The following is a 19,930-nucleotide window of genomic DNA, read 5'->3' on the forward strand; positions in this document are numbered from 1 at the left end:
GCCACGGTGCTGGGTGTCATCGTGCTCTACTACGTCTCCGGATCCGTCCTGACCGTGACGGTGGTCAGGCTCATTCCCTCGCTTTGAAACGGCTCCAGGGCGGCGGCCCGTGGCCTCAGCCTCCTTCCGGCACCGTCCGGATCGCCGCGATGTCGAACTGCAGCCGCACCGTCTCGCTCACCATCGCCCCGCCCTCCGCCAGGCGGGAGTTGTACGCCAGCCCCCAGTCCATGCGGTTGATGGTGGTGGTGCCGTCGAAGCCGGCGCGCTGGTAGCCGAAGGGGTCCGTGACGTTGCCTATGTAGGTGAGTTCCAGGTCCACCGGACGCGTCGTGCTCTTGATGGTCAGGTCGCCGGTCATGACGTAGACGTCGGGGGCTTTGAGGTGTACCGCCGTGCTCTGGAAGCGCATGCGCGGGTGGGTCGCGGCGTCCAGGAAGTCGCGGCCGATCAGGTGGGCGTCCCGCTGTTCCACGCCCGTGTCGACGCTGCCCGTGGACAGGATGATCTCCGCCTGGGAGCGGGACGGGTCGCGGCCGTCGAAGTAGAGGCGGCTCTTGTACTCGGTGAAGGCCCCGCGGACCGTCGTCACCATCGCGTGCCGGACCGAGAAGCCGATCCTGCTGTGGGCCGGGTCGATGACCCACTCGCCGGTGAGGGCGGCGAGGGCGGGGTCGAGGAGGACGGGGGCCGAGGTGGGGGAGGCCGGCGCTCCCGTCGGACGTGCGGGGATCGTGGGGGTACGGCGGGACGTGTGGGGGCGGCTGAACAAGTTCATGATTTATCTAGTTAGTCGACTCGGGGAATTGCTGCAAGTGGCGGTCAGGACAAAGGAGTTCGGGAATTCCGTATACCGTCACCGAAGCTGCACATCATCGCCATGGGATCCACTCAGGAAGTGCTCGGAATTCCCGGATTCCGTGTTTCCTTGAATTGCGCTATTCCCCGTTGTCTGGGGCGTATGTGACGGCCGCCCCGGTTCGTTCACCGGGGCGGCCGCTGTCACGAGTCCGAAGCCACGCCGCTCAGTTCACGTTCACCGCGCTCCACGCCGCCGCCACCGCGTTGTACTCCGTGCTGCCGTTGCCGTACAGGTCCTTCGCCGCGTTGAGGGTCGCCGTCCGGGCGCCCGCGTAGTTCGTCGAGGACGTCATGTAGACCGTCAGCGCGCGGTACCAGATCGCGCCCAGCTTGTCGCGGCCGATGCCGGTGACCGTCGAGCCGTTGTACGTCGGGGAGTTGTAGCTCACGCCGTTGATGGTCTTCGCGCCGCTGCCTTCAGCGAGCAGGTAGGCGAAGTGGTTCGCGACGCCGGAGGAGTAGTGGACGTCCAGATTGCCCACCGACGAACTCCAGTAGTCCGCCGAACTCCCGTCCTTCGACGGCTGGTCCATGAACCGCAGCGCCGCCTTGCCGAAGCCGGAGCGGACGATCTTCTCGCCGATCAGGTAGTCGCCGGGATCGGAGGGGTTGTTCGCGTACCACTCCACCAGCGTGCCGAGGATGTCGGAGGTCGCCTCGTTGAGGCCGCCGGACTCGCCCGAGTACGTCAGCGCGGCCGTCTTGGAGGTGACCCCGTGCGTCATCTCGTGGCCGGCCACGTCGAGGGCCACCAGCGGGCCGAAGGTCGTCCCGTCACCGTCGCCGTATGTCATGCAGAAGCAACTGTCGTCCCAGAAGGCGTTGTTGTAGCTGTTGCCGTAGTGGACGCGGTTGTACGAGCCCTTGCCGTCGCCCGCGATGCCGTTGCGGCCTTGGACGTTCTTGTAGTAGTCCCAGGTCTCGTTGGTGCCGTACTGGGCGTCGACGGCCGCCGAGGAGCGGTCGGCCGTCGCCCCCGTGCCCCAGTGGTTGTCGGCGTCCGTGAACACCGTCGACGGCGCCCGGCTGATGCAGATGCCGAAGATGCACAGGTCCGTCTTGTTCGCCGCGTCACCCGTGTACGTGTTCCCGCGCGTCGGGTCCGTGAGGTTGTACGACGACCCGGAGAGCGTCGTCTCCAGCGGGACCGTGCCGCTGTACAGCGACTTGCCGTCGCCGGTCGCCGTCTCGATGCTGTCCCAGGCGTCGATCTGGGCGCCGGTGCGGGCGTCCGTCAGCACCGTGCGGGCGACCGGGTTGCCGAGCGAGTCCTTGCCGACGGCGTTGGTGCGCCAGGCCAGCTTCGGGGTGCCGTGCAGGGCGTCGACGACCAGCTGCGGCCTGGCCTGCACCTGCTTCAGCGCGTCGCCGAGGTTCGCCGCCCGCAGCGCGTTCACCGCGAGGTCGGCGGCCTTCGGGGCGGAGACGTTCGGGACGATCGAGGCGAGGGATATCTTGCTCCGCGTCGCCCGGTCGGCGCTGCGGTACGCGCCGTCCGCCTTGAGGTGGACGACGAAGTCGCCGCCCAGGACCGGGAGTTCGCGGTAGGTGCGGTCGTAACGGACGTGCTGGGTACCGTTCTTGTCCACGATCACGTCGCGGACCGAGGTGCTCTCGGTGGACGTGAGGCCCAGGGCGGTGGCGTGCTGGACGAGCGCCTGCGCCGCGTTCTGGATCGCGGTGGCCCGGGTCGGCCTGGCGTCGGCGTGGGCGGCGGGGGAGAGCGCGGCGGCCAGCAGGGTCGCGGTGGTGGCGGCGACGCCGGCGGTGGCGAGACGGGAAACTCGGGTGTTCCGGGTCCGGCTCATCGGTCTCCTTGGAGATGCGCCTCGAAGGCGTGGGGGTGGCGCTGATGACGACTGAGATTTAAGAGGCCATGACATGTCATGTCCATAGCGCCTTCATGGAGATGTGTGTGGAGGTGGAGGGGGTGCAGAATCCTTCCTGTGACCACCCGCAACCCCCACCACCTCCCGTTCTTCGTCTACGGCACGCTCCGCCCCGGCGAGATCAACCACGACGCGTTCCTGCGGGGACGGACCCGGACCGAGGAACCCGGCCGCCTCGACGGCGCGCTGCTCTACGACGGGCCCGGCTATCCCTACGTCGTCGAGGAGCCCGGGCCGGCCGCCGTGCTCGGCGAACTCGTCACCGCGCGCCCCGAGTCGTACGACCGACTCCTCCTGGAACTCGACGAGTTGGAGGAGTGTGTGCCCGAGGACCCGGCGAGCCTGTACGTACGCGTCGCGCGGGACGTCGTACGGCTGCGGGACGGGGCCGCGGTCCGGGCCTGGGTGTACGTCGCCGGGCCCGTGGTGGCCGGGAAACTGCGCGCCGACGGCCGGCGCATCGACGGCGGCGACTGGCTGGCCCACCGCTGACCGACGGAGGCGGGGCGGGGCCGGGGCCTCACCGGCTCACGGCCCGCCGTACGTGCCGGAGACCTCGACGCCCCCCAGTGGGCAGGGGCGACAGGACCATCCCGCACCGCGGGGCGCGGTACGGGTGTGGGTGGGCGTCGAGGCGGTCTCCACGTCACCCAGCGTGCTGCGGGTGTGTTACGTCCCGTGACCGGCCCTTGTTGCGCGGCCGAAACGGCCAACTCCCAGCCGTATCCCAGCCATCGTGAGAACCGATGCCGGACCGGCGCCCCCCGATACGGGGCCCACGCGTGGCCGATCCGTGCCGAAACCGGGTCGGCACGAGCCCCACGCCGGGCCGGCACGGGACCCCGTCCCGGGCCGCGCCGACACACGTCCGCCCACGTCCGCCCACGTCGGCCCGCCTCCGCGAACGTCGGCCCGCCTCCGCCCCCAACGGCCGGTCTGCCGCGGCCCCTGTGGCACAGCGCCCCCGCGGGTGGCTCATTCCCCACCCCCGTTGGCCGGTCCCGCCCCGTTTGAGACTTCAAGGGGCCCGACTACAGTCGTCGTCTGCCACCGCCGCCCCGCAGGACCGCAGAACCTCGCAGAAGAACCCTGTCAACACCTCCGCAGGACCCCGTCAACACCCCCGCAGGACCCCGTCAGACCCCGCACGCCGCTCGACACACCGCCCTGACCGGGCCCCCGCCGCACCCGGACTCGGCCTCCCCCACTCGAAAGAGCCAGCCAGGAGGTCTCCGAGCCATGCCTCTGCGTCACCTCACCCCCCGCGACCAGCACCTCTTCTGGCAGTACGGCCGCGGCGCCGACGTACCCGTCCACGAACCGCTCGTCCACCGTGCCGTCGAACGGCATGCGATCGTCCACCCCCACGCCGTCGCCGCCGAACACCACGGCGCGACCCTCACCTACGGCGAACTCGACCGCTACGCCGGTGCCCTCGCCGCGCGCCTGGTCCGCGAGGGCGTCCGCCCCGGCGACCACGTCGGCCTGTTCGCCCGCCGCTCCATCCCGATGCTGGTCGGCCTGCTCGCCGTCCTCAAGGCGGGCGCCGCCTACGTCCCCCAGGACATCGGCCGCACACCCCCGGCCCAGCTCGCCCACGTCATCCGCACCGCCCGCACCCGGGTGATCCTCACCCAGAAGGAACACGCCCCGCGCGTCCCCCTCCCCGGCGGCCACCGGCTGATCGCCCTCGACGACCCGGCGCCGTACGATCCCGGGCCCGTGCCGCTGGTGCCGCCGCACCCCGACGACGGCTGCTGCGTCCTCTTCGTCCCCGGCGCCACCGGCCGCCGCCACGGCGTCAAGCTCACCCACCGCAACATCGCCAACCTGCTGCTCACCGAACCCGGCGGGCTGGGCATCCGCCCCGGCGACCGGGTCGCCCAACTCCTCGGCATCGCCTCCGACCTGGCCGCCTGGGAGATCCTCGGCTGCCTCACCCACGGCGCCACCCTGGCCATCGGCGGCAAGGACACCGACGCCGCGGCCCGCACCGCGACCGTCCTGATCGCCACCCCGGCCCTGCTGTCCGGCATCGACCCCGACGGCTGCCCGCGCGTCCGCACGGTCGCCGTCGCCGGGGGACCCTGCCCGCGCCCGCTCGCCGACCGCTGGTCGGGCCGGGCCGCCTTCTTCCACTGCCGCGGGTCGGCCGAGACGACCGTCGTCACCACCACGGGCCGCCACAACCCGGTCGCCGGACGCCCGGCCACCGGCCGTCCCACCCCCAACAGCACGGTGTACGTCCTCGGTGCCGACCGCCGCCCGCTGCCCATGGGCGAGGCCGGCGAGGTGTGGGCGGGCGGCGACTGCGTCTCGGCCGGTTACCTCGGAGACGACGCCCTGAACGCCGAGCGCTTCGCCCCCGACCCGTTCCTCGGCGAGGGCCGCACCATGTTCCGCACCCGCGGCCTCGGCCGCTGGACCCCCGACGGCGGCCTCGAACACCTGGGCCGCGCCGCCGAGCGGCCCGGGGTGCCCGACACACGGGCACTGCTGCGGCTCGCCGGGGAACGCACGGCGGGCACGGTGACGGCCACCCGATGAGGACGACGGCGCGGCGCTCCTGAGCGTTCCGCTGGAAGTGCCGCGATCTGCCGTCTGCCGTCTGCGGCGCCGTCGTGGCTGGTCGCGCAGTTCCCCGCGCCCCTTACGGGGCGCTGCCAAACGGCAGCGGACTTCGACGGACCCGCTTAGCGCGGCGCCGCCGCCAGGGCGTGGGCGACCCCTGGTTCCTTCTTCCCCAGGAACTGGGGGTTCGGCTCGAAGATCGCGTCCAGGGCCGCCTTCCCCGCCGCGAAGACCTCCCGCGTCCCGCCGTAGTACCAGGTGGCGTCGTGCTTGGCGTCGACCCCGATCCCGTACGACGTCACCCCGGCCGCCTCGCACAGCGCCACCGCCCGCCGGATGTGGAACCCCTGGCTGATCAGCACGGCCCGGTCCACGCCGAAGATCTTCTTCGCGCGGACGCAGGAGTCCCAGGTGTCGAAGCCGGCGTAGTCGCTGACGATGCGCTTGGCGGGGACGCCGTGCCCGGTCAGGTAGGTGCGCATGGCGTCCGGCTCGTCGTAGTCCTTGCGGCTGTTGTCGCCGGTGACGAGGACCACCTTGATGCGGCCCTCCTTGTACAGCGTCGCCGCCGCGTTCAGCCGGTTCGCGAGGTACGGCGACGGCTCCCCGTCCCACAGGCCCGCGCCGAAGACGACCGCGACGTCGGTGCGCGGCACGTCCGCCACCGTGCGCAGCCGGCCGGCCGTCGAGACGTACAGCCAGGTGGCCGGCAGCAGCGCCAGCACGCATCCGGCCATCACGCCCTGCACCAGGCGCCGCCGGCCGGCCCGGGTCCGCGGCAGCCGCGGTCGGCGGATCTTCATACGCTTGTTCCCCCCTGTGGGCTTCGACCATGGAGGACGCAGCGCGGGACGTTCCGGTTCGCTCACAGCGTGCGGGTTCGTACCGTGAAGCGCCGGAAAAGACTCGTGACGGTCAGGCAACGGGCGTGCAACCTCGCCCGGCGAGGATCCTCGCATGACGGTGACCGACCTCTCCCCGCGCCCCGGCCCGCCCGCCCTGGTCCTGGTGGCCCACGGCAGCCGCGACCCGCGCGCGCTCAGCACCGTGCGGGCGCTCATGGACCGGGTGCGCGCGCTGCGCCCCGACCTGTCCGTGCACCTCGGTCACATCGAGCTGAACGAGCCGCTGCTCCCGGACACCCTCGCCGCCCTCGGGGACACCGAGGCCGTCCTCGTCCCGCTCCTCCTCGGCCGCGGCTACCACGTCAAGCAGGACATCCCGGAGATGGCGGCCGCCGCCACCGCCCGGACGCGTATCGCCGCCCCGCTGGGCCCGCACCCCCTCCTGGCCGACACCCTGCACGCCCGCCTGCTGGAGGCCGGCTGGCGCCGCCGCCCCGCGAGCGCCGTGGTCCTGGCGGCGGCCGGCTCCCGCGACCCCGACGCCAGGGTCGACACCGGCCGCATGGCCGACCTCCTCGCCGCCCGCCTGGGCGTCCCGGTCCTCCCGGCCTACGCCTCCGCGGCAGCGCCGACGGTCCAGGAGGCGATCACCACCCTGCGGGCGAAGGGCCGCCGTCACATCGCCATTGCCTCCTACTTCACGGCCCCGGGCCGCTTCGCGACGGAGTGCGCGGCACAGGCCTCGGGGATCGCGTCGGCCCCCCTGGGAGCCCACGACGCGATGGCCGAGCTGATCCTCTACCGATACGAACGGGCACTGGGAACGCCGGTGACCGTAGCCGCCTAGGGGTGCGTGGATCGCTGCGGGTGCGTGGGGGCTTGTCGCGCAGTTCCCCGCGCCCCCAAGAAGGTGGGTCCACTGGGCCGACCTAAAAGGGGCGCGATCACCCACAACGCATCCGCGGCCGCAAACGCACCCCAACCCGGCAGACGAGTAGGCACCCCACAACCCCCGTTTTGTCACCACCAACCCGTACTGTCGAACCATGGCAGTCCCCGCACCCGCGCCTTCTTCGGCCTACGACCCGACGTCAGTCGACCGCTGGGCCCCCGAACCCGACAAACGCCCCGGCCGCACCGCCTTCCAGCGCGACCGCGCCCGCATCCTCCACTCCGCCGCCCTCAGAAGGCTCGCCGGCAAGACCCAGGTCGTCACCCCCGGCACCCCCACCCAGGCATGGGACGCCAGCCCCCGCACCCGCCTCACCCACTCCCTCGAATGCGCCCAGGTCGGCCGGGAACTGGGCGCCGCCCTCGGCTGCGACCCCGACCTCGTGGAGGCCGCCTGCCTCTCCCACGACCTCGGCCACCCGCCCTTCGGCCACAACGGCGAACACGCGCTGAACGAGTTCGCGGACGACTGCGGCGGCTTCGAGGGCAACGCCCAGTCCCTGCGGCTCCTCACCCGCATCGAACCCAAGCGGTTCACCCCCGAGGGCTCCGTCGGCCTCAACCTCACCCGCGCCGCCCTGGACGCCGCCACCAAGTACCCGTGGCCGCGCGGCGCGCACCCCACCGACCCGGCGTCCCCCAAGTTCGGTGTGTACGAGGACGACCGGCCGGTCTTCGACTGGGTCCGCAAGGAGGCCCCCGGCACCCGCACCTGCTTCGAGGCCCAGGTCATGGACTGGTCGGACGACGTCGCCTACTCCGTGCACGACGTCGAGGACGGCCTGCACGCCGGTCACATCGACCCCAACTGCCTGCACGCGGAGCCGGAACGGCAGGCGGTGTTCGCCGTCGCCGTGGGCCTGTACGTGCCCGCCGGCACCGACCCCGCCGAACTCGCCGCCGCCCTCGACCGGCTCCAGGACGAGGAGTGGTGGCCGCACGGCTACGACGGCACCGCGGTCGCCCAGGCCCGCCTCAAGGACACCACCAGCCAGCTCATCGGCCGGTTCTGCCTGGCCGCGGAGGGCGCCACCCGCGAGGCGTACGGCGGCGGGCGGCTCACCCGGTACAGCGCGGAACTCGTCGTACCGCACGAGGCCAGAATGGAGTGCGCGGTACTCAAAGCCATCGCCCACCGGTACGTCATGCAGCGCGCCGAACAGGAGCGGCTCCGTGCCGACCAGCGGGTCGTCGTCGCCGAACTCGCCGAGGCGCTCACCGCCCGCGCGCCGGACGGACTCGACCCGCAGTTCCGGGCGCTGTTCGACGCGGCCGGCGACGACCACGCCCGCAAGCGGGTGATCGTCGATCAGATCGCGTCGCTCACCGACACCTCCGCGCGGTCGCTGCATGTGCGACTGACGGGACGTATGTGAACAGTTTGTGACTCTCCGCGACCTTCTGTGGCCTGATCGGGTCATGATCGCGTCAGCGGGGGTCACTCCCTCTTCCCGCATCACGCTGCGTGCGGGAGGCTCACAGTGCGGCGCATGTGGGCGGCATATGTGGCGGCACCCTTACGAGGAGGCATCAAGTGGTCGACGCGGACCAGACTTTCGTCATCGTCGGAGGCGGACTCGCCGGCGCGAAGGCGGCCGAGACGCTCCGAGCCGAGGGCTTCAGCGGCCGGGTGATACTGATCTGCGACGAACGCGACCACCCTTACGAGCGGCCGCCGCTCTCCAAGGGATACCTGCTCGGCAAGGCGGAACGCGACAGCGTCTTCGTGCACGAGCCCGCCTGGTACGCGCAGCACGACATCGAACTGCACCTCGGCCAGACCGTGGACCGCATCGACCGCGCCGCGAAGACCGTCCGGTTCGGTGACGACGGCACGCTCGTTCGCTACGACAAGCTGCTGCTCGCCACGGGAGCGGAGCCCCGCCGCCTCGACATCCCCGGCACCGACCTGGCCGGCGTCCACCACCTGCGCCGCCTCGCGCACGCCGAGCGCCTCAAGGGCGTCCTCGCCGCGCTCGGCCGGGACAACGGGCACATCGTCATCGCGGGCGCCGGCTGGATCGGCCTGGAGGTCGCGGCGGCGGCCCGGACGTACGGCGCCGAGGTCACCGTCATCGAGCACGGGCAGACCCCGCTGCACAGCGTGCTCGGGCCCGAACTGGGCAACGTCTTCGCCCAGCTGCACGAGGAGCACGGGGTCCGGTTCCGCTTCGGGGTGCGGCTCACCGAGATCGTCGGCCAGGACGGCATGGTGCTCGCCGCGCGCACCGACGACGGCGAGGAGCACCCGGCGCACGACGTCCTCGCGGCGATCGGTGCGGCGCCGCGGGTCGGGCTGGCCGAGGCGGCGGGGCTGGAGCTCGCCGACCGGGCGCACGGCGGGGGCATCGTCGTCGACGAACGGCTGCGGACCTCCGACCCGGACATCTACGCGGCCGGCGACGTGGCCGCCTTCCCGCACGCGCTGTTCGACACGACGCTCCGCGTGGAGCACTGGGCCAACGCGCTGAACGGCGGCCCGGCGGCGGCGCGCTCGATGCTGGGGCAGGACGTCACGTACGACCGGGTGCCCTACTTCTTCACCGACCAGTACGACCTGGGCATGGAGTACAGCGGGTGGGCGCCGCCGGGGTCGTACGACCAGGTGGTGATCCGCGGGGACGCGGGCAAGCGGGAGTTCATCGCGTTCTGGGTGAAGGAGGGGCGGGTGCTGGCCGGGATGAACGTGAACGTGTGGGATGTCACAGAGCCGATCCAGAAGCTGATCACTTCGCGGGCCGTGGTGGACACCGAAGCGCTGGCGGATCCGCATGTGCCGTTGGACAGCCTGGGCGCCTGAGGGGGTGCCGCTGTTCGTCGTCGGGCGGGTGCGGGCCGCACGGGGCTGGTCGCGCAGTTCCCCGCGCCCCTGAAGGGGCGCTTCAGCTCGCCGGAGTTGTCACCGGACCCCCGTAGAATTCATCCGTGGCTGGACGGATCAATGACGAGGATGTGAAGGCGGTACGGGACGCGGTCCCGATCGACGCCGTCGTGTCCGAGTACCTCCAGCTGCGCAACGCGGGCGGCGGGAACCTCAAGGGACTGTGCCCGTTCCACGACGAGAAGTCGCCGTCCTTCCAGGTCAGCCCGAGCAAGGGACTCTTCCACTGCTTCGGCTGCCAGGAGGGCGGCGACACCCTCACCTTCGTGATGAAGGTGGACCACCTCTCCTTCTCGGAGGCGGTCGAGCGGCTGGCCGCCCAGGCCGGCATCACCCTGCGCTACGAGGAGGGCGGGTACAACCCGTCCCACCAGCGCGGGGAGCGGATCCGGCTGGTCGAGGCGCACAAGACCGCCGCCGTCTGGTACGCGGAGCAGCTCGCCACCAGCCCCGAGGCCGAGACCGGCCGCCTCTTCCTCGCCGAGCGCGGCTTCGACCAGGCCGCCGCCGTCCACTTCGGCGTCGGCTACAGCCCGCAGGGCTGGGACCACCTCACCCGCTATCTGCGCGGCCAGGGCTTCACCGACAAGGAGCTGCTGCTGTCCGGGCTCTCGCAGGAGGGCAGGCGCGGGCCCATCGACCGCTTCCGGGGCCGCCTGATGTGGCCGATCCGGGACATCGGCGGCGAGGTCGTCGGCTTCGGCGCCCGCAAGCTGTACGAGGCGGACAACGGGCCCAAGTACCTCAACACGCCCGACACCGCGATCTACAAGAAGTCCCAGGTCCTGTACGGCATCGACCTCGCCAAGCAGCACATCGCGAAGGCCAGCCGCGCGGTCGTGGTCGAGGGGTACACCGACGTCATGGCCTGCCACCTGGCCGGGGTGACGACCGCGATCGCAACCTGCGGTACGGCGTTCGGCGGCGAGCACATCAAGATCCTGCGGCGCCTGCTGATGGACAACGGATCGGCCCGCGTGATCTTCACCTTCGACGGCGACGCGGCCGGGCAGAAGGCGGCCCTGCGCGCCTTCGAGGACGACCAGAAGTTCGCCGCCGAGACGTACATCGCCATCGCCCCCGACGGCATGGACCCCTGCGAGCTGCGCCTGGCCAAGGGCGACGAGGCGGTCGCCGACCTGGTCGAACCCCGTACCCCGCTCTTCGAGTTCGCGCTCCGCCAGATCGTGGCCCGCTACGACCTGGACACCCCGGCGGGCCGCGCGGCCGCGCTGGACGAGGCGGCGCCGATCGTCGCCCGGATCAAGAACAGCGGTGCCCAGCACGAGGTCGCCGTCCAGCTGGCCGGCATGCTCGGCATCCTCGACACCCAGTTCGTGGTGAAGAGAGTGGCCCAGCTGGCCCGTTGGGCCCGCGAGAAGGGCGGCAACGGCAGGGGGGCCGGCCCGGCCCGCGGCGCGCAGCAGTCGTCGTACGACACCGGTGCGGCCCGCCCCGCCGTCTCCGGCCCCGCCCTCAACCTCCGCAACGCCGTCTTCGCCACCGAGCGCGAGCTGCTGAAGCTCGCCCTGCAGCGCCCCGAGCTGGTCTCCCCGGCCTTCGACGCGTACGGCATCGACGAGTTCACCGCCGAGCCCTACGCGGCCGTACGCCAGACCATCATGGAGGCGGGCGGCGCCGCGTACGGCGTGCAGGATCCGCAGGAGTACCTGGTCCGGGTCCGTGAGGCGGCCGCCGACGACGTGGTCCGCGCGATGGTCACCGAACTCGCCGTCGAGGCGATCATGCGCCGCACGGTCGACGAGAACTACGCGGGCGAACAACTCGTGACCGTCCGCCGCCGGGCCGTCGACCGCCGTATCCACGAGATCCAGATCACCCTGACCCGCCTCGGCAGCGGCGGCGACCCGGCCCAACTCACCTCCGTGCAGAACGAGTTGTGGGTGCTCCAGCAGTACGGACAGGCACTGCGCGAGCAGGGCCCGGCCGCTCTCTGAGCCCCGGTCGGCCGGCAGGATAACCGCGCGGTCACGGACCGGACGCAAAAAGTCACCGCACGCCCCTCGTGGCGGCGATGTGTCTTACCCCACACTGGGGTGCGGTGCCTGAGTCCTCGGAGCGCGGCCGGCCCGTCCCGGACGGGTCCCACACCCCCGCCGTTCCACTCATCGCGTACGGGACGGACAGCGGCGAGGCCGTCGTCTCCGCTCCCGAAGTACCGCTGCCGTACTCCCTGGCAGCGATCATCCTGGAGGTCGCCCCCGTGCAGACCCAGACCCTGACCCAGACAGACGGCAGCAGCACGCTCACGGACGAGCCGGAAGCCGACAGCGGCGGCTGTCCCGGCGTACCGCCGCAGAGCCGGGCCGTGCTGCACCCCGAGACCGAGCCGGAGGGCCCACCCGCGGAGGAGCTCGCGGCCGAGACCCCCGACGCGGAGTCCGAGCCCGAGCCCGCCGAGTCGCGCGCCACCGCCCGCGCCGACACCGCCGGCCCATCCTCGGACCTGTTCCGCCAGTACCTGCGCGAGATCGGCCGTATCCAGCTGCTCACCGCCGCCGAGGAGGTCGAACTCGCCCGCCGCGTCGAGGCCGGCCTGTTCGCCGAGGAGAAGCTGGCCGGCGCCTCCGACCTCGACAGCGAGCTGGCGCTGGACCTGGACCGGCTGGTCGTCATGGGCCGCATGGCCAAGCGCCGCCTCATCGAGGCGAACCTGCGGCTGGTGGTGTCGGTCGCGAAGCGGTACGTCGGCCGTGGCCTGACCATGCTCGACCTGGTCCAGGAGGGCAACCTCGGCCTGATCCGCGCCGTCGAGAAGTTCGACTACGCCCGCGGCTACAAGTTCTCGACGTACGCCACCTGGTGGATCCGCCAGGCCATGTCCCGCGCCCTGGCCGACCAGGCCCGCACCATCCGGGTCCCCGTGCACGTGGTGGAGCTGATCAACCGGGTCGTCCGCGTCCAGCGCCGGATGCTCCAGGAGCGGGGCTACGAGCCGACGCCCGACGAGGTCGCCGCGCATCTGGATCTGCCGCCGGAGCGGGTGGGTGAGGTGCTGCGGCTGGCGCAGGAGCCGGTGTCCCTGCACGCCCCGGTGGGCGAGGAGGACGACGTCGCGCTCGGCGATCTCATCGAGGACGGCGATGCGGCGAGCCCGGTCGAATCGGCGGCGTTCCTGCTGCTGCGGGAGCACCTGGAGGCGGTGCTGTCCACGCTCGGGGAGCGGGAGCGGAAGGTCGTCCAGCTGCGGTACGGGCTGGCCGACGGGCGCCCTCGGACGCTGGAGGAGATAGGGCGGATCTTCGGTGTGACGCGGGAGCGGATCCGGCAGATCGAGTCCAAGACGCTCAACAAGCTGCGGGATCATGCCTTTGCGGACCAGCTGAGGGGTTATCTGGACTGACGCCGGGTGCGGGTCGGTGGGGGTTGCTCGCGCAGTTCCCCGCGCCCCTTACGGGGCACGTCCTAGCTGCGGGCAGGCGTGCCGCAGGGCGGCACGGGTGGGCGCAGCGGCACCCTGCAAGCGCCGGTAAGCGTCCCCACCCGTACCGCACCCGCTCAGTCCACCTCGGCCACCGCCTGCGCGAACTGCGCCTTGTACAGCCGCGCGTACGCCCCGTCCGCCGCCAGCAGCTCCGCGTGCGCGCCCTGCTCCACGATCGACCCGTTCTCCATCACCAGGATGGTGTCGGCGTCGCGGATCGTCGACAGACGGTGGGCGATGACGAACGACGTCCGGCCGTCCGCCAGTTTGGCCATCGCCTTCTGGATCAGCACCTCGGTACGGGTGTCCACGGACGACGTCGCCTCGTCGAGGACGAGGATCGTCGGGTCGGACAGGAACGCCCGCGCGATGGTGATGAGCTGCTTCTCACCGGCGCTGACGCCCGTGCCCTCGTCGTCGATGACCGTGTCGTAGCCGTCGGGGAGGGTACGGACGAACCGGTCCGCGTGGGCCGCCCGCGCCGCCTCCTCGATCTCGCCCCGGGTGACCTCGCGGGAGGCACCGTACGCGATGTTCTCCGCGATCGAGCCGCCGAACAGCCAGGTGTCCTGGAGCACCATGCCGATCCCGGCGCGGAGTTCGTCCCGGGACATGCGGGTGATGTCGACGCCGTCGAGGGTGATCCGGCCGCCGGAGACGTCGTAGAACCGCATCAGCAGGTTCACGAGCGTCGTCTTGCCGGCGCCGGTCGGGCCGACGATCGCCACCGTGTGGCCCGGTTCCACCGTGAGGGAGAGATCCTCGATGAGGGGCTTCTCCGGGTCGTAGCGGAAGGACACGTGCTCCAGGGCCACCCGCCCGCGCAGCTCCGCCGGACGCTCGCCCGGGACCGGGTCGGCCGTCTGCTCCTCCGCGTCGAGGAGTTCGAAGATCCGCTCGGCGGAGGCGACCCCGGACTGCACCAGGTTGGCCATGGAGGCGACCTGGGTCAGCGGCATCGAGAACTGCCGGGAGTACTGGATGAAGGCCTGGACGTCACCGATCGACAGGGCGCCCGAAGCCACCCGCAGACCGCCGACGACCGCCACCAGCACGTAGTTCAGGTTCGACACGAACATCATCAGCGGCTGCATGACACCGCTGTTGAACTGCGCCTTGAACCCGGCCTCGTACAGCGCGTCGTTCTGCTCGGCGAACTGCTGCGCCGACTCGTCCTGCCGGCCGAACACCTTCACCAGGGTGTGCCCGGTGTACATCTCCTCGACGTGGGCGTTCAGCTTGCCGGTGGAGCGCCACTGCTGCACGAAGTGCGGCTGCGAGCGCTTGCCGATGCGGGTGGCGATCAGGAACGACAGCGGCACGGTGGCCAGGGCGACCAGGGCGAGGATCCAGGACACCCAGAACATCACCGCGAGCACGCCGATGATGGTGAGCAGCGAGTTGATGAGCTGGCCCATCGACTGCTGGAGGGTCTGGCCGATGTTGTCGATGTCGTTGGTGGCGCGCGAGAGCACCTCGCCGCGCTGCCGCTTGTCGAAGTACGACAGCGGCAGGCGGGACAGCTTCGCCTGGACGTCCTCGCGCAGCCGGTACATCGTGCGGTTGACGGACCGGTTGACCATCCGGGTCGCCACCGCCATCAGGAGGCCGGCGGCCAGGTACGTACAGAGCGCGAAGAGCAGGACATGGCCGACCTGGTCGAAGTCGATGCCCTTGCCCGGGGTGAAGTCGGTGCTCTTGAGCATGTCGGCGACGGTGCCCTGGCCGCGCTCGCGCATGCCCGCCAGCACCTGGTCCTTGGTGGCCCCGGTGTGCATCTGCTTGCCGATGACACCGGCGAAGACCAGGTCGGTGGCCTTGCCGAGGATCTTGGGGCCGATCACGTTGAGGGTGACGCTCGCGACCACGCAGACCAGCAGCAGGTAGATCGTGAACTGTTCGGGTTTGAACCGGGCGAGGAGCCGTTTGCCCGAGTTCTTGAAGTCCATCGAGCGCTGGTCGGGGCCGCCCCCGGCCATCATGCGTCCCATGGGCCCGGCCATCAGGCAGCCTCCGCTTCCGTGAGCTGGGAGAGCACGATCTCCCGGTAGGTCTCGTTGCCGGCCATGAGTTCGTGGTGGCGGCCGGTGCCGACGACGCGTCCCTCGTCGAGGACGACGATCCGGTCGGCGTCTCTGATGGTCGCCACCCGCTGGGCGACGATGACGACGGTCGCCTCGGCCGTCTCCTCGGCCAGCGCGGCGCGCAGGGCCGCGTCGGTCGCGTAGTCGAGGGCGGAGAAGGAGTCGTCGAAGAGGTAGATCTCCGGGCGCTGCACGAGCGTCCGGGCGATGGCGAGGCGCTGGCGCTGGCCGCCCGAGACGTTGGTGCCGCCCTGGGCGATGGGCGCGTTCAGCCCGCCCTCCAGCTTGGAGACGAAGCCCTTGGCCTGCGCCACCTCCAGCGCGTGCCACAGCTCCTCGTCGGTGGCGTCCGGGTTGCCGTAGCGCAGGTTGGTCGCCACGGTCCCGGCGAACAGGTACGGCTTCTGCGGGACCAGGCCGACGGTCTTCGCGAGCAGCTTCGGGTCGAGGCCGGAGACGTCCTCGCCGTCCACGAGGACCTGGCCGTCGGTGGCGTCGAAGAGGCGCGCCACCAGGCCGAGCAGGGTGGACTTGCCGCTGCCGGTGGAGCCGATCACGGCGGTCACCTCGCCGGGCCGGGCCGCCACGTCGACGGCCTTGAGGACCGGCTCCTCGGCACCCGGGTAGCAGAAGCCCGCGGCCCGGATCTCCAGATGGCCGTGCCGGCGCAGCTCGGTGACCGGCACGAGCGGCGGGACGACACTGGACTCGGTGTCCAGGACCTCCTCGATGCGCTCGGCGCAGACCTCCGCGCGCGGCACCATCATGAACATGAAGGTGGCCATCATCACGGACATCACGATCTGCATGAGGTAGGCGAGGAAGGCGGTCAGATCGCCGATCGCCATCTGGCCGCTGTCGATCCGATGGGCACCGAACCACACCACCGCGATCGAGGACACGTTCACCGTCGTCATGACGATCGGGAACATCAGCGCGAGCATGTTGCCGGTGGCCAGCTGCATCTCGGTCAGATCGCCGTTGGCCTTCCCGAACCGGCCCTGCTCGTACTCGTCGCGCACGAACGCGCGGATCACCCGGTTGCCGGTGATCTGCTCGCGCAGCACCCGGTTCACCGTGTCGAGCCGCACCTGCATGGCCCGGAACAGCGGCCGCAGCCGGCGCACGATCAGCGCCACGGAGATGCCCAGCACGGGTACCACGGCGACCAGTACCCCGGACAGCGGAACGTCCAGGCCGAGGGCGAGCACGATGCCGCCGACACACATGATGGGCGCCGACGCCATCAACGTGAACGCCATCAGGACCAGCATCTGGACCTGCTGTACGTCGTTCGTCGTACGGGTGATGAGCGAGGGAGCCCCGAAGTGACCCACCTCACGTGACGAGAAGGACTGCACCCGGTCGAAGACGGCGGCACGCACATCACGGCCGAGCGCCGACGCGGTCCTGGCGCCGTAGTACACGGCACCGATGTTGCACACCACCTGGGCGAGCGAGATACCGATCATCAGGGCACCGAAGGACAGGATGTAATCCGTGTCACCCTTCACGACGCCGTTGTCGATGATGTGTGCGTTGAGCGTGGGCAGGTAGAGGGTGGCGCAGGTCTGCAGGAACTGCAGCAGCACCAGGATGGAGATGGGTTTCCTGTAGGGCCTGAGATAGGTCCGCAGAAGTCGTATGAGCACGCTACGTCTCTCGGAGTCGGCGGTGGGGGCGGGTTCGCTGGCCCGGAAAGGCGGGGTCGCTTGCCCTAGGCCCCTATCGTCCGACACTCCACCCGCGTTACCTCAACCGATTAACCCGACAGCGGACGTACGCGGGCGCACACAGGCGTGCGCTTCGTGGCGTTTACGACCGGAACGCCCCCGGATGGGTCTGCTCCCGCACCGAGATGAACTGCTGCCGGACCGCCTGCCCGACCGCCAGCTCGTCCCCGGGCTCCAGCACCTGCGCCGCCGCGCCCTGCCACACGGGCGGGGTACGCGGGTCCAGGGTGCCCTGTGAGACCCCGAGCGCCCAGGCCGCCTGCCGGGCCGCCCCGATCGCCGCGTAGTCCGCCGGCTGGGGTACGACGACCTGTGCGCCGAACAGCATCGGCGCCGCCGCCTGCACGGCCGGCAGCTCGGCGGCCTGCCCCAGCAGGAAGATCCGCCGTACCTCCACGCCCCGGCCGCGCAGCACGTCCAGCGCGTCGGCGAGGCCGCACAGCATGCCCTCGAAGGACGCCCGCGCGAGATGCTCGGCCCGCATCGACTCCCGGCGCAGCCCGGCCAGCATCCCGGCGGTGTGCGGCAGGTTCGGCGTCCGCTCGCCCTCCAGATACGGCAGCATGACCAGCCCGTGCGACCCGGGTGTCGACTTCATCGCCAGGTCGGAGAGGGCCTCCAGATCGGGCAGCCCGAGCAGCTCGGCGGTGCCGCGCAGGGCCCGTACCGCGTTGAGCGTGGTGACGACCGGCAGGTGCATGCCGGTGGCGTCGGCGAGCGAGGTGATCATCCCGGAGGTGTCGGCGAGCGCCTCCGTGTGCACGGCCATGACCGACCCCGAGGCGCCGAGCGACACCACGGCGTCCCCGAACCCGAGCCCCAGCCCGAAGGCGGCGGCCATGGTCTCGCCGGTACCCGCGGAGATCAGCAGCCCCTCCGGGGTGGTACCGGCCGCGTCGGAGGGGCCGATCACCTCGGGCAGCATCGTCTGGTGCCCCAGGGCGAGTTCGACGAGGTCGGGCCGGTAGCCGCCGGCGGCGGCCGACCAGTAGCCGGTCCCGGAGGCCCCGCCCCGGTCGGTCGTCCGCCTGACCGGCCGCCCGAGCAGCTGCCACACCAGCCAGTCGTGGGCCTGCAGCAGTACGGCGGTCCGCCGGGCGTTCTCCGGCTCGGTCTTCGCCAGCCAGCGCAGCTTGGTGACGGGCTGCGCGGCCTGCGGCACGCATCCCACCGCCTGTGCCCAGGCCTCCCGCCCGCCCAGCGCGTCGATGAGATCGGCGGCCGCGACCTGGGCGCGCTTGTCGCCGCCGACCATCGCGGGGCGGACGGTGTTGCCCTGGGCGTCCAGCGGTACCAGCGCGTTCTGCTGCGCGGACACGCCGATGGCCTGCACGCCCTCCAGGAGCCCGCCGCCGGCGGCCTCGCCGAGGGAGAGCAGCCAGGCCTGCGGGTCGACGTCGCTCGGGCGCGTGGCGCCGTCCGGCGTGTCGACCGGGTGCGGTGCATATCCCTGGCGGAGCACCGCGCCCGTGTCCGTGTCGCAGACCACGATGCGAGTGAAATCCGGTGAGCTGTCCAACCCGGCGACTATCCCCATACCCGAAATTCTGCCGCACGCGCCGCTGTGGTTCGGCCGACGGGCGCCGTTGGGGTGAGGGCCGGGGTTCGGGTGCGGGTCCGTCGGGGCCGTTCGCGCCCACGCGGCGGAGCCGCATATCGGACACAGCCCCGCGCCCCTAGGGGGTTGCAGCCGGGCGCGTCGAAAAGTGGGCCTACGTGTTGCTGGTGCCCCAGTCGTCCTCGGCTACGCCGTTGGTGTTGCGCTCGCGCAGGGAGCGGACCCGGGCCGCCACCGAGTCGGGCATGTGGTCGCCGACCTTCACGCTGACCGTGTGGAAGGCCTTGCCGGCGTAGACGCGGCCCTGCTGGGCGGCGGTCTCGGCGGTGTTGCGGACGGCCGGGTTCTGGGCGACCTGGCGGGCGGACTTCTTCAGCTGTTCGTAGCGCTCTCGTCCGGCCCGTGTGCCGAGCACGTAACCGAGAGCGAGCCCGACGACGAACGTGAGCTTGTAGCGCATGGCGGCCACCCTTCCGACGTGGGGGAGTACCGATTGGCGGAGCACCCCCCTGCTTGCGCTAATGTATGTGTCGCAGCGAGCGAGCGCCCCCTGGCGAATACCCAGGTAGGTACGTTCGATGCAACGAGGCATTCCTCCGTAGCTCAATTGGCAGAGCAGCCGGCTGTTAACCGGCAGGTTACTGGTTCGAGTCCAGTCGGGGGAGCTCGGTCCTCCGTAGCTCAATTGGCAGAGCAGCCGGCTGTTAACCGGCAGGTTACTGGTTCGAGTCCAGTCGGGGGAGCATGCTGAACGAGGACCCCTTGCGGGGTCCTTTTTCATGTCCGCGGGAACCGCCGGGCCTGCGCCGATGTCCTCAAGGTCGTGAACGGCCGCAGAAGCCGACCAGCCGAGGCAGGAGATCGTATGAGCGGCTATGCTGCGGCAGACGGCGCGCACACATGTACGCGACACGCCGCTATGGGGCGGTAGCTCAGCCGGTTAGAGCAGCGGACTCATAATCCGTCGGCCGTGGGTTCGAGTCCCACCCGCCCCACCATGTACCCCTGTGACCTGCGGAGACGCCTCAACTGGCGCTGGACTTCGTCAACACGGAGATCGGCGCCCTGACCGCCGAGATCCGCAAGCGGCACCTCTCCGGCAGCACCGCCGT

14 protein-coding genes and 3 tRNA genes are annotated in these 19,930 nt (G+C 71.2%); 10 read left to right on the top strand and 7 right to left on the bottom strand.

Annotation, left to right across the window (positions count from 1 at the left end; all coding sequences use genetic code 11):
* Positions 1-115 precede the first annotated feature (115 nt).
* The gene (locus KVT45_RS39475) at positions 116-778 is read right to left on the bottom strand and encodes a YceI family protein (RefSeq protein ID WP_217554141.1); all 663 of its coding nucleotides are present in this window, start codon (positions 776-778) and stop codon (positions 116-118) included.
* 247 nt (positions 779-1,025) lie between these two features.
* Positions 1,026-2,669 carry a M4 family metallopeptidase gene (locus KVT45_RS39480; RefSeq protein WP_217554142.1) on the bottom strand — a complete coding sequence of 548 codons (1,644 nt, stop codon included), beginning with the start codon at positions 2,667-2,669 and terminating at the stop codon, positions 1,026-1,028.
* A gap of 138 nt (positions 2,670-2,807) precedes the next feature.
* Between KVT45_RS39480 and KVT45_RS39485 the strand changes: the two genes are divergently transcribed.
* Entirely contained in the window at positions 2,808-3,242 is a 435-nt protein-coding gene (locus tag KVT45_RS39485; RefSeq protein WP_308311006.1) for a gamma-glutamylcyclotransferase family protein, read from the top strand.
* Between the two features lie 747 nt (positions 3,243-3,989).
* Positions 3,990-5,297 (top strand): AMP-binding protein, encoded by a 1,308-nt coding sequence (locus KVT45_RS39490; RefSeq protein WP_217554145.1) that lies wholly within the window; start codon positions 3,990-3,992, stop codon positions 5,295-5,297.
* A 146-nt stretch (positions 5,298-5,443) separates the two neighbouring features.
* Here KVT45_RS39490 and KVT45_RS39495 read toward each other — a convergent pair whose 3' ends face one another.
* Positions 5,444-6,124 (bottom strand): vancomycin high temperature exclusion protein, encoded by a 681-nt coding sequence (locus KVT45_RS39495; protein WP_217554146.1) that lies wholly within the window; start codon positions 6,122-6,124, stop codon positions 5,444-5,446.
* Between the two features lie 154 nt (positions 6,125-6,278).
* On the opposite strand from KVT45_RS39495, the gene KVT45_RS39500 reads away from it, so the two are divergent.
* The 5 genes from KVT45_RS39500 to KVT45_RS39520 all read left to right on the top strand — a co-directional run bounded on the left by KVT45_RS39500 (position 6,279) and on the right by KVT45_RS39520 (position 13,362).
* Entirely contained in the window at positions 6,279-7,013 is a 735-nt protein-coding gene (locus tag KVT45_RS39500) for a sirohydrochlorin chelatase (RefSeq protein WP_217554147.1), read from the top strand.
* Positions 7,014-7,212: 199 nt separating this feature from the next.
* Positions 7,213-8,493: a deoxyguanosinetriphosphate triphosphohydrolase gene (locus KVT45_RS39505; protein WP_217554148.1), complete on the top strand. Its 1,281-nt coding sequence runs from the start codon at positions 7,213-7,215 to the stop codon at positions 8,491-8,493.
* Between the two features lie 158 nt (positions 8,494-8,651).
* Entirely contained in the window at positions 8,652-9,917 is a 1,266-nt protein-coding gene (locus KVT45_RS39510; protein WP_217554149.1) for an FAD-dependent oxidoreductase, read from the top strand.
* Between the two features lie 125 nt (positions 9,918-10,042).
* Complete coding sequence (dnaG, locus tag KVT45_RS39515; protein ID WP_217554150.1) at positions 10,043-11,956, top strand: DNA primase; 1,914 nt, start codon at positions 10,043-10,045, stop codon at positions 11,954-11,956.
* Positions 11,957-12,060: 104 nt separating this feature from the next.
* Positions 12,061-13,362, top strand: coding sequence for an RNA polymerase sigma factor (locus tag KVT45_RS39520; protein WP_217554151.1), 1,302 nt, complete (start codon positions 12,061-12,063; stop codon positions 13,360-13,362).
* Positions 13,363-13,517: 155 nt separating this feature from the next.
* Here the strand turns inward: KVT45_RS39520 and KVT45_RS39525 are convergent, their stop codons facing one another.
* The 4 genes from KVT45_RS39525 to KVT45_RS39540 all read right to left on the bottom strand — a co-directional run bounded on the left by KVT45_RS39525 (position 13,518) and on the right by KVT45_RS39540 (position 19,278).
* Positions 13,518-15,446: an ABC transporter ATP-binding protein gene (locus tag KVT45_RS39525; protein ID WP_217554152.1), complete on the bottom strand. Its 1,929-nt coding sequence runs from the start codon at positions 15,444-15,446 to the stop codon at positions 13,518-13,520.
* The gene (locus tag KVT45_RS39530) at positions 15,446-17,179 is read right to left on the bottom strand and encodes an ABC transporter ATP-binding protein (RefSeq protein ID WP_217554153.1); all 1,734 of its coding nucleotides are present in this window, start codon (positions 17,177-17,179) and stop codon (positions 15,446-15,448) included. The genes KVT45_RS39525 and KVT45_RS39530 overlap by 1 nt, the downstream gene beginning before the upstream one ends.
* 163 nt (positions 17,180-17,342) lie before the next feature.
* Positions 17,343-18,797, bottom strand: coding sequence for an FGGY family carbohydrate kinase (locus KVT45_RS39535; RefSeq protein WP_217554154.1), 1,455 nt, complete (start codon positions 18,795-18,797; stop codon positions 17,343-17,345).
* 175 nt (positions 18,798-18,972) lie between these two features.
* Entirely contained in the window at positions 18,973-19,278 is a 306-nt protein-coding gene (locus tag KVT45_RS39540) for a YtxH domain-containing protein (protein WP_217554155.1), read from the bottom strand.
* 132 nt (positions 19,279-19,410) lie between these two features.
* Between KVT45_RS39540 and KVT45_RS39545 the strand changes: the two genes are divergently transcribed.
* The 3 genes from KVT45_RS39545 to KVT45_RS39555 all read left to right on the top strand — a co-directional run bounded on the left by KVT45_RS39545 (position 19,411) and on the right by KVT45_RS39555 (position 19,816).
* Positions 19,411-19,483: transfer RNA gene (locus tag KVT45_RS39545), tRNA-Asn, on the top strand.
* Positions 19,484-19,488: 5 nt separating this feature from the next.
* A tRNA-Asn gene (locus KVT45_RS39550) sits at positions 19,489-19,561 on the top strand.
* 178 nt (positions 19,562-19,739) lie between these two features.
* A tRNA-Ile gene (locus tag KVT45_RS39555) sits at positions 19,740-19,816 on the top strand.
* Positions 19,817-19,930: the final 114 nt, after the last annotated feature.

The organism is Streptomyces sp. GbtcB6 (assembly GCF_019091475.1).
In the GTDB taxonomy this organism is placed as follows: Bacteria; Actinomycetota; Actinomycetes; order Streptomycetales; family Streptomycetaceae; genus Streptomyces; species Streptomyces hyaluromycini.

Bases quoted from the DNA above. Each gene is read 5' to 3' on its own strand.
- KVT45_RS39495 (WP_217554146.1), bottom strand. From the start codon at position 6,124: ATGAAGATCCGCCGACCGCGGCTGCCGCGGACCCGGGCCGGCCGGCGG.
- KVT45_RS39540 (WP_217554155.1), bottom strand. From the start codon at position 19,278: ATGCGCTACAAGCTCACGTTCGTCGTCGGGCTCGCTCTCGGTTACGTG.
- KVT45_RS39480 (WP_217554142.1), bottom strand. From the start codon at position 2,669: ATGAGCCGGACCCGGAACACCCGAGTTTCCCGTCTCGCCACCGCCGGC.
- KVT45_RS39500 (WP_217554147.1), top strand. From the start codon at position 6,279: ATGACGGTGACCGACCTCTCCCCGCGCCCCGGCCCGCCCGCCCTGGTC.
- KVT45_RS39505 (WP_217554148.1), top strand. From the start codon at position 7,213: ATGGCAGTCCCCGCACCCGCGCCTTCTTCGGCCTACGACCCGACGTCA.
- KVT45_RS39490 (WP_217554145.1), top strand. From the start codon at position 3,990: ATGCCTCTGCGTCACCTCACCCCCCGCGACCAGCACCTCTTCTGGCAG.
- KVT45_RS39525 (WP_217554152.1), bottom strand. From the start codon at position 15,446: ATGGCCGGGCCCATGGGACGCATGATGGCCGGGGGCGGCCCCGACCAG.
- KVT45_RS39475 (WP_217554141.1), bottom strand. From the start codon at position 778: ATGAACTTGTTCAGCCGCCCCCACACGTCCCGCCGTACCCCCACGATC.
- KVT45_RS39535 (WP_217554154.1), bottom strand. From the start codon at position 18,797: ATGGGGATAGTCGCCGGGTTGGACAGCTCACCGGATTTCACTCGCATC.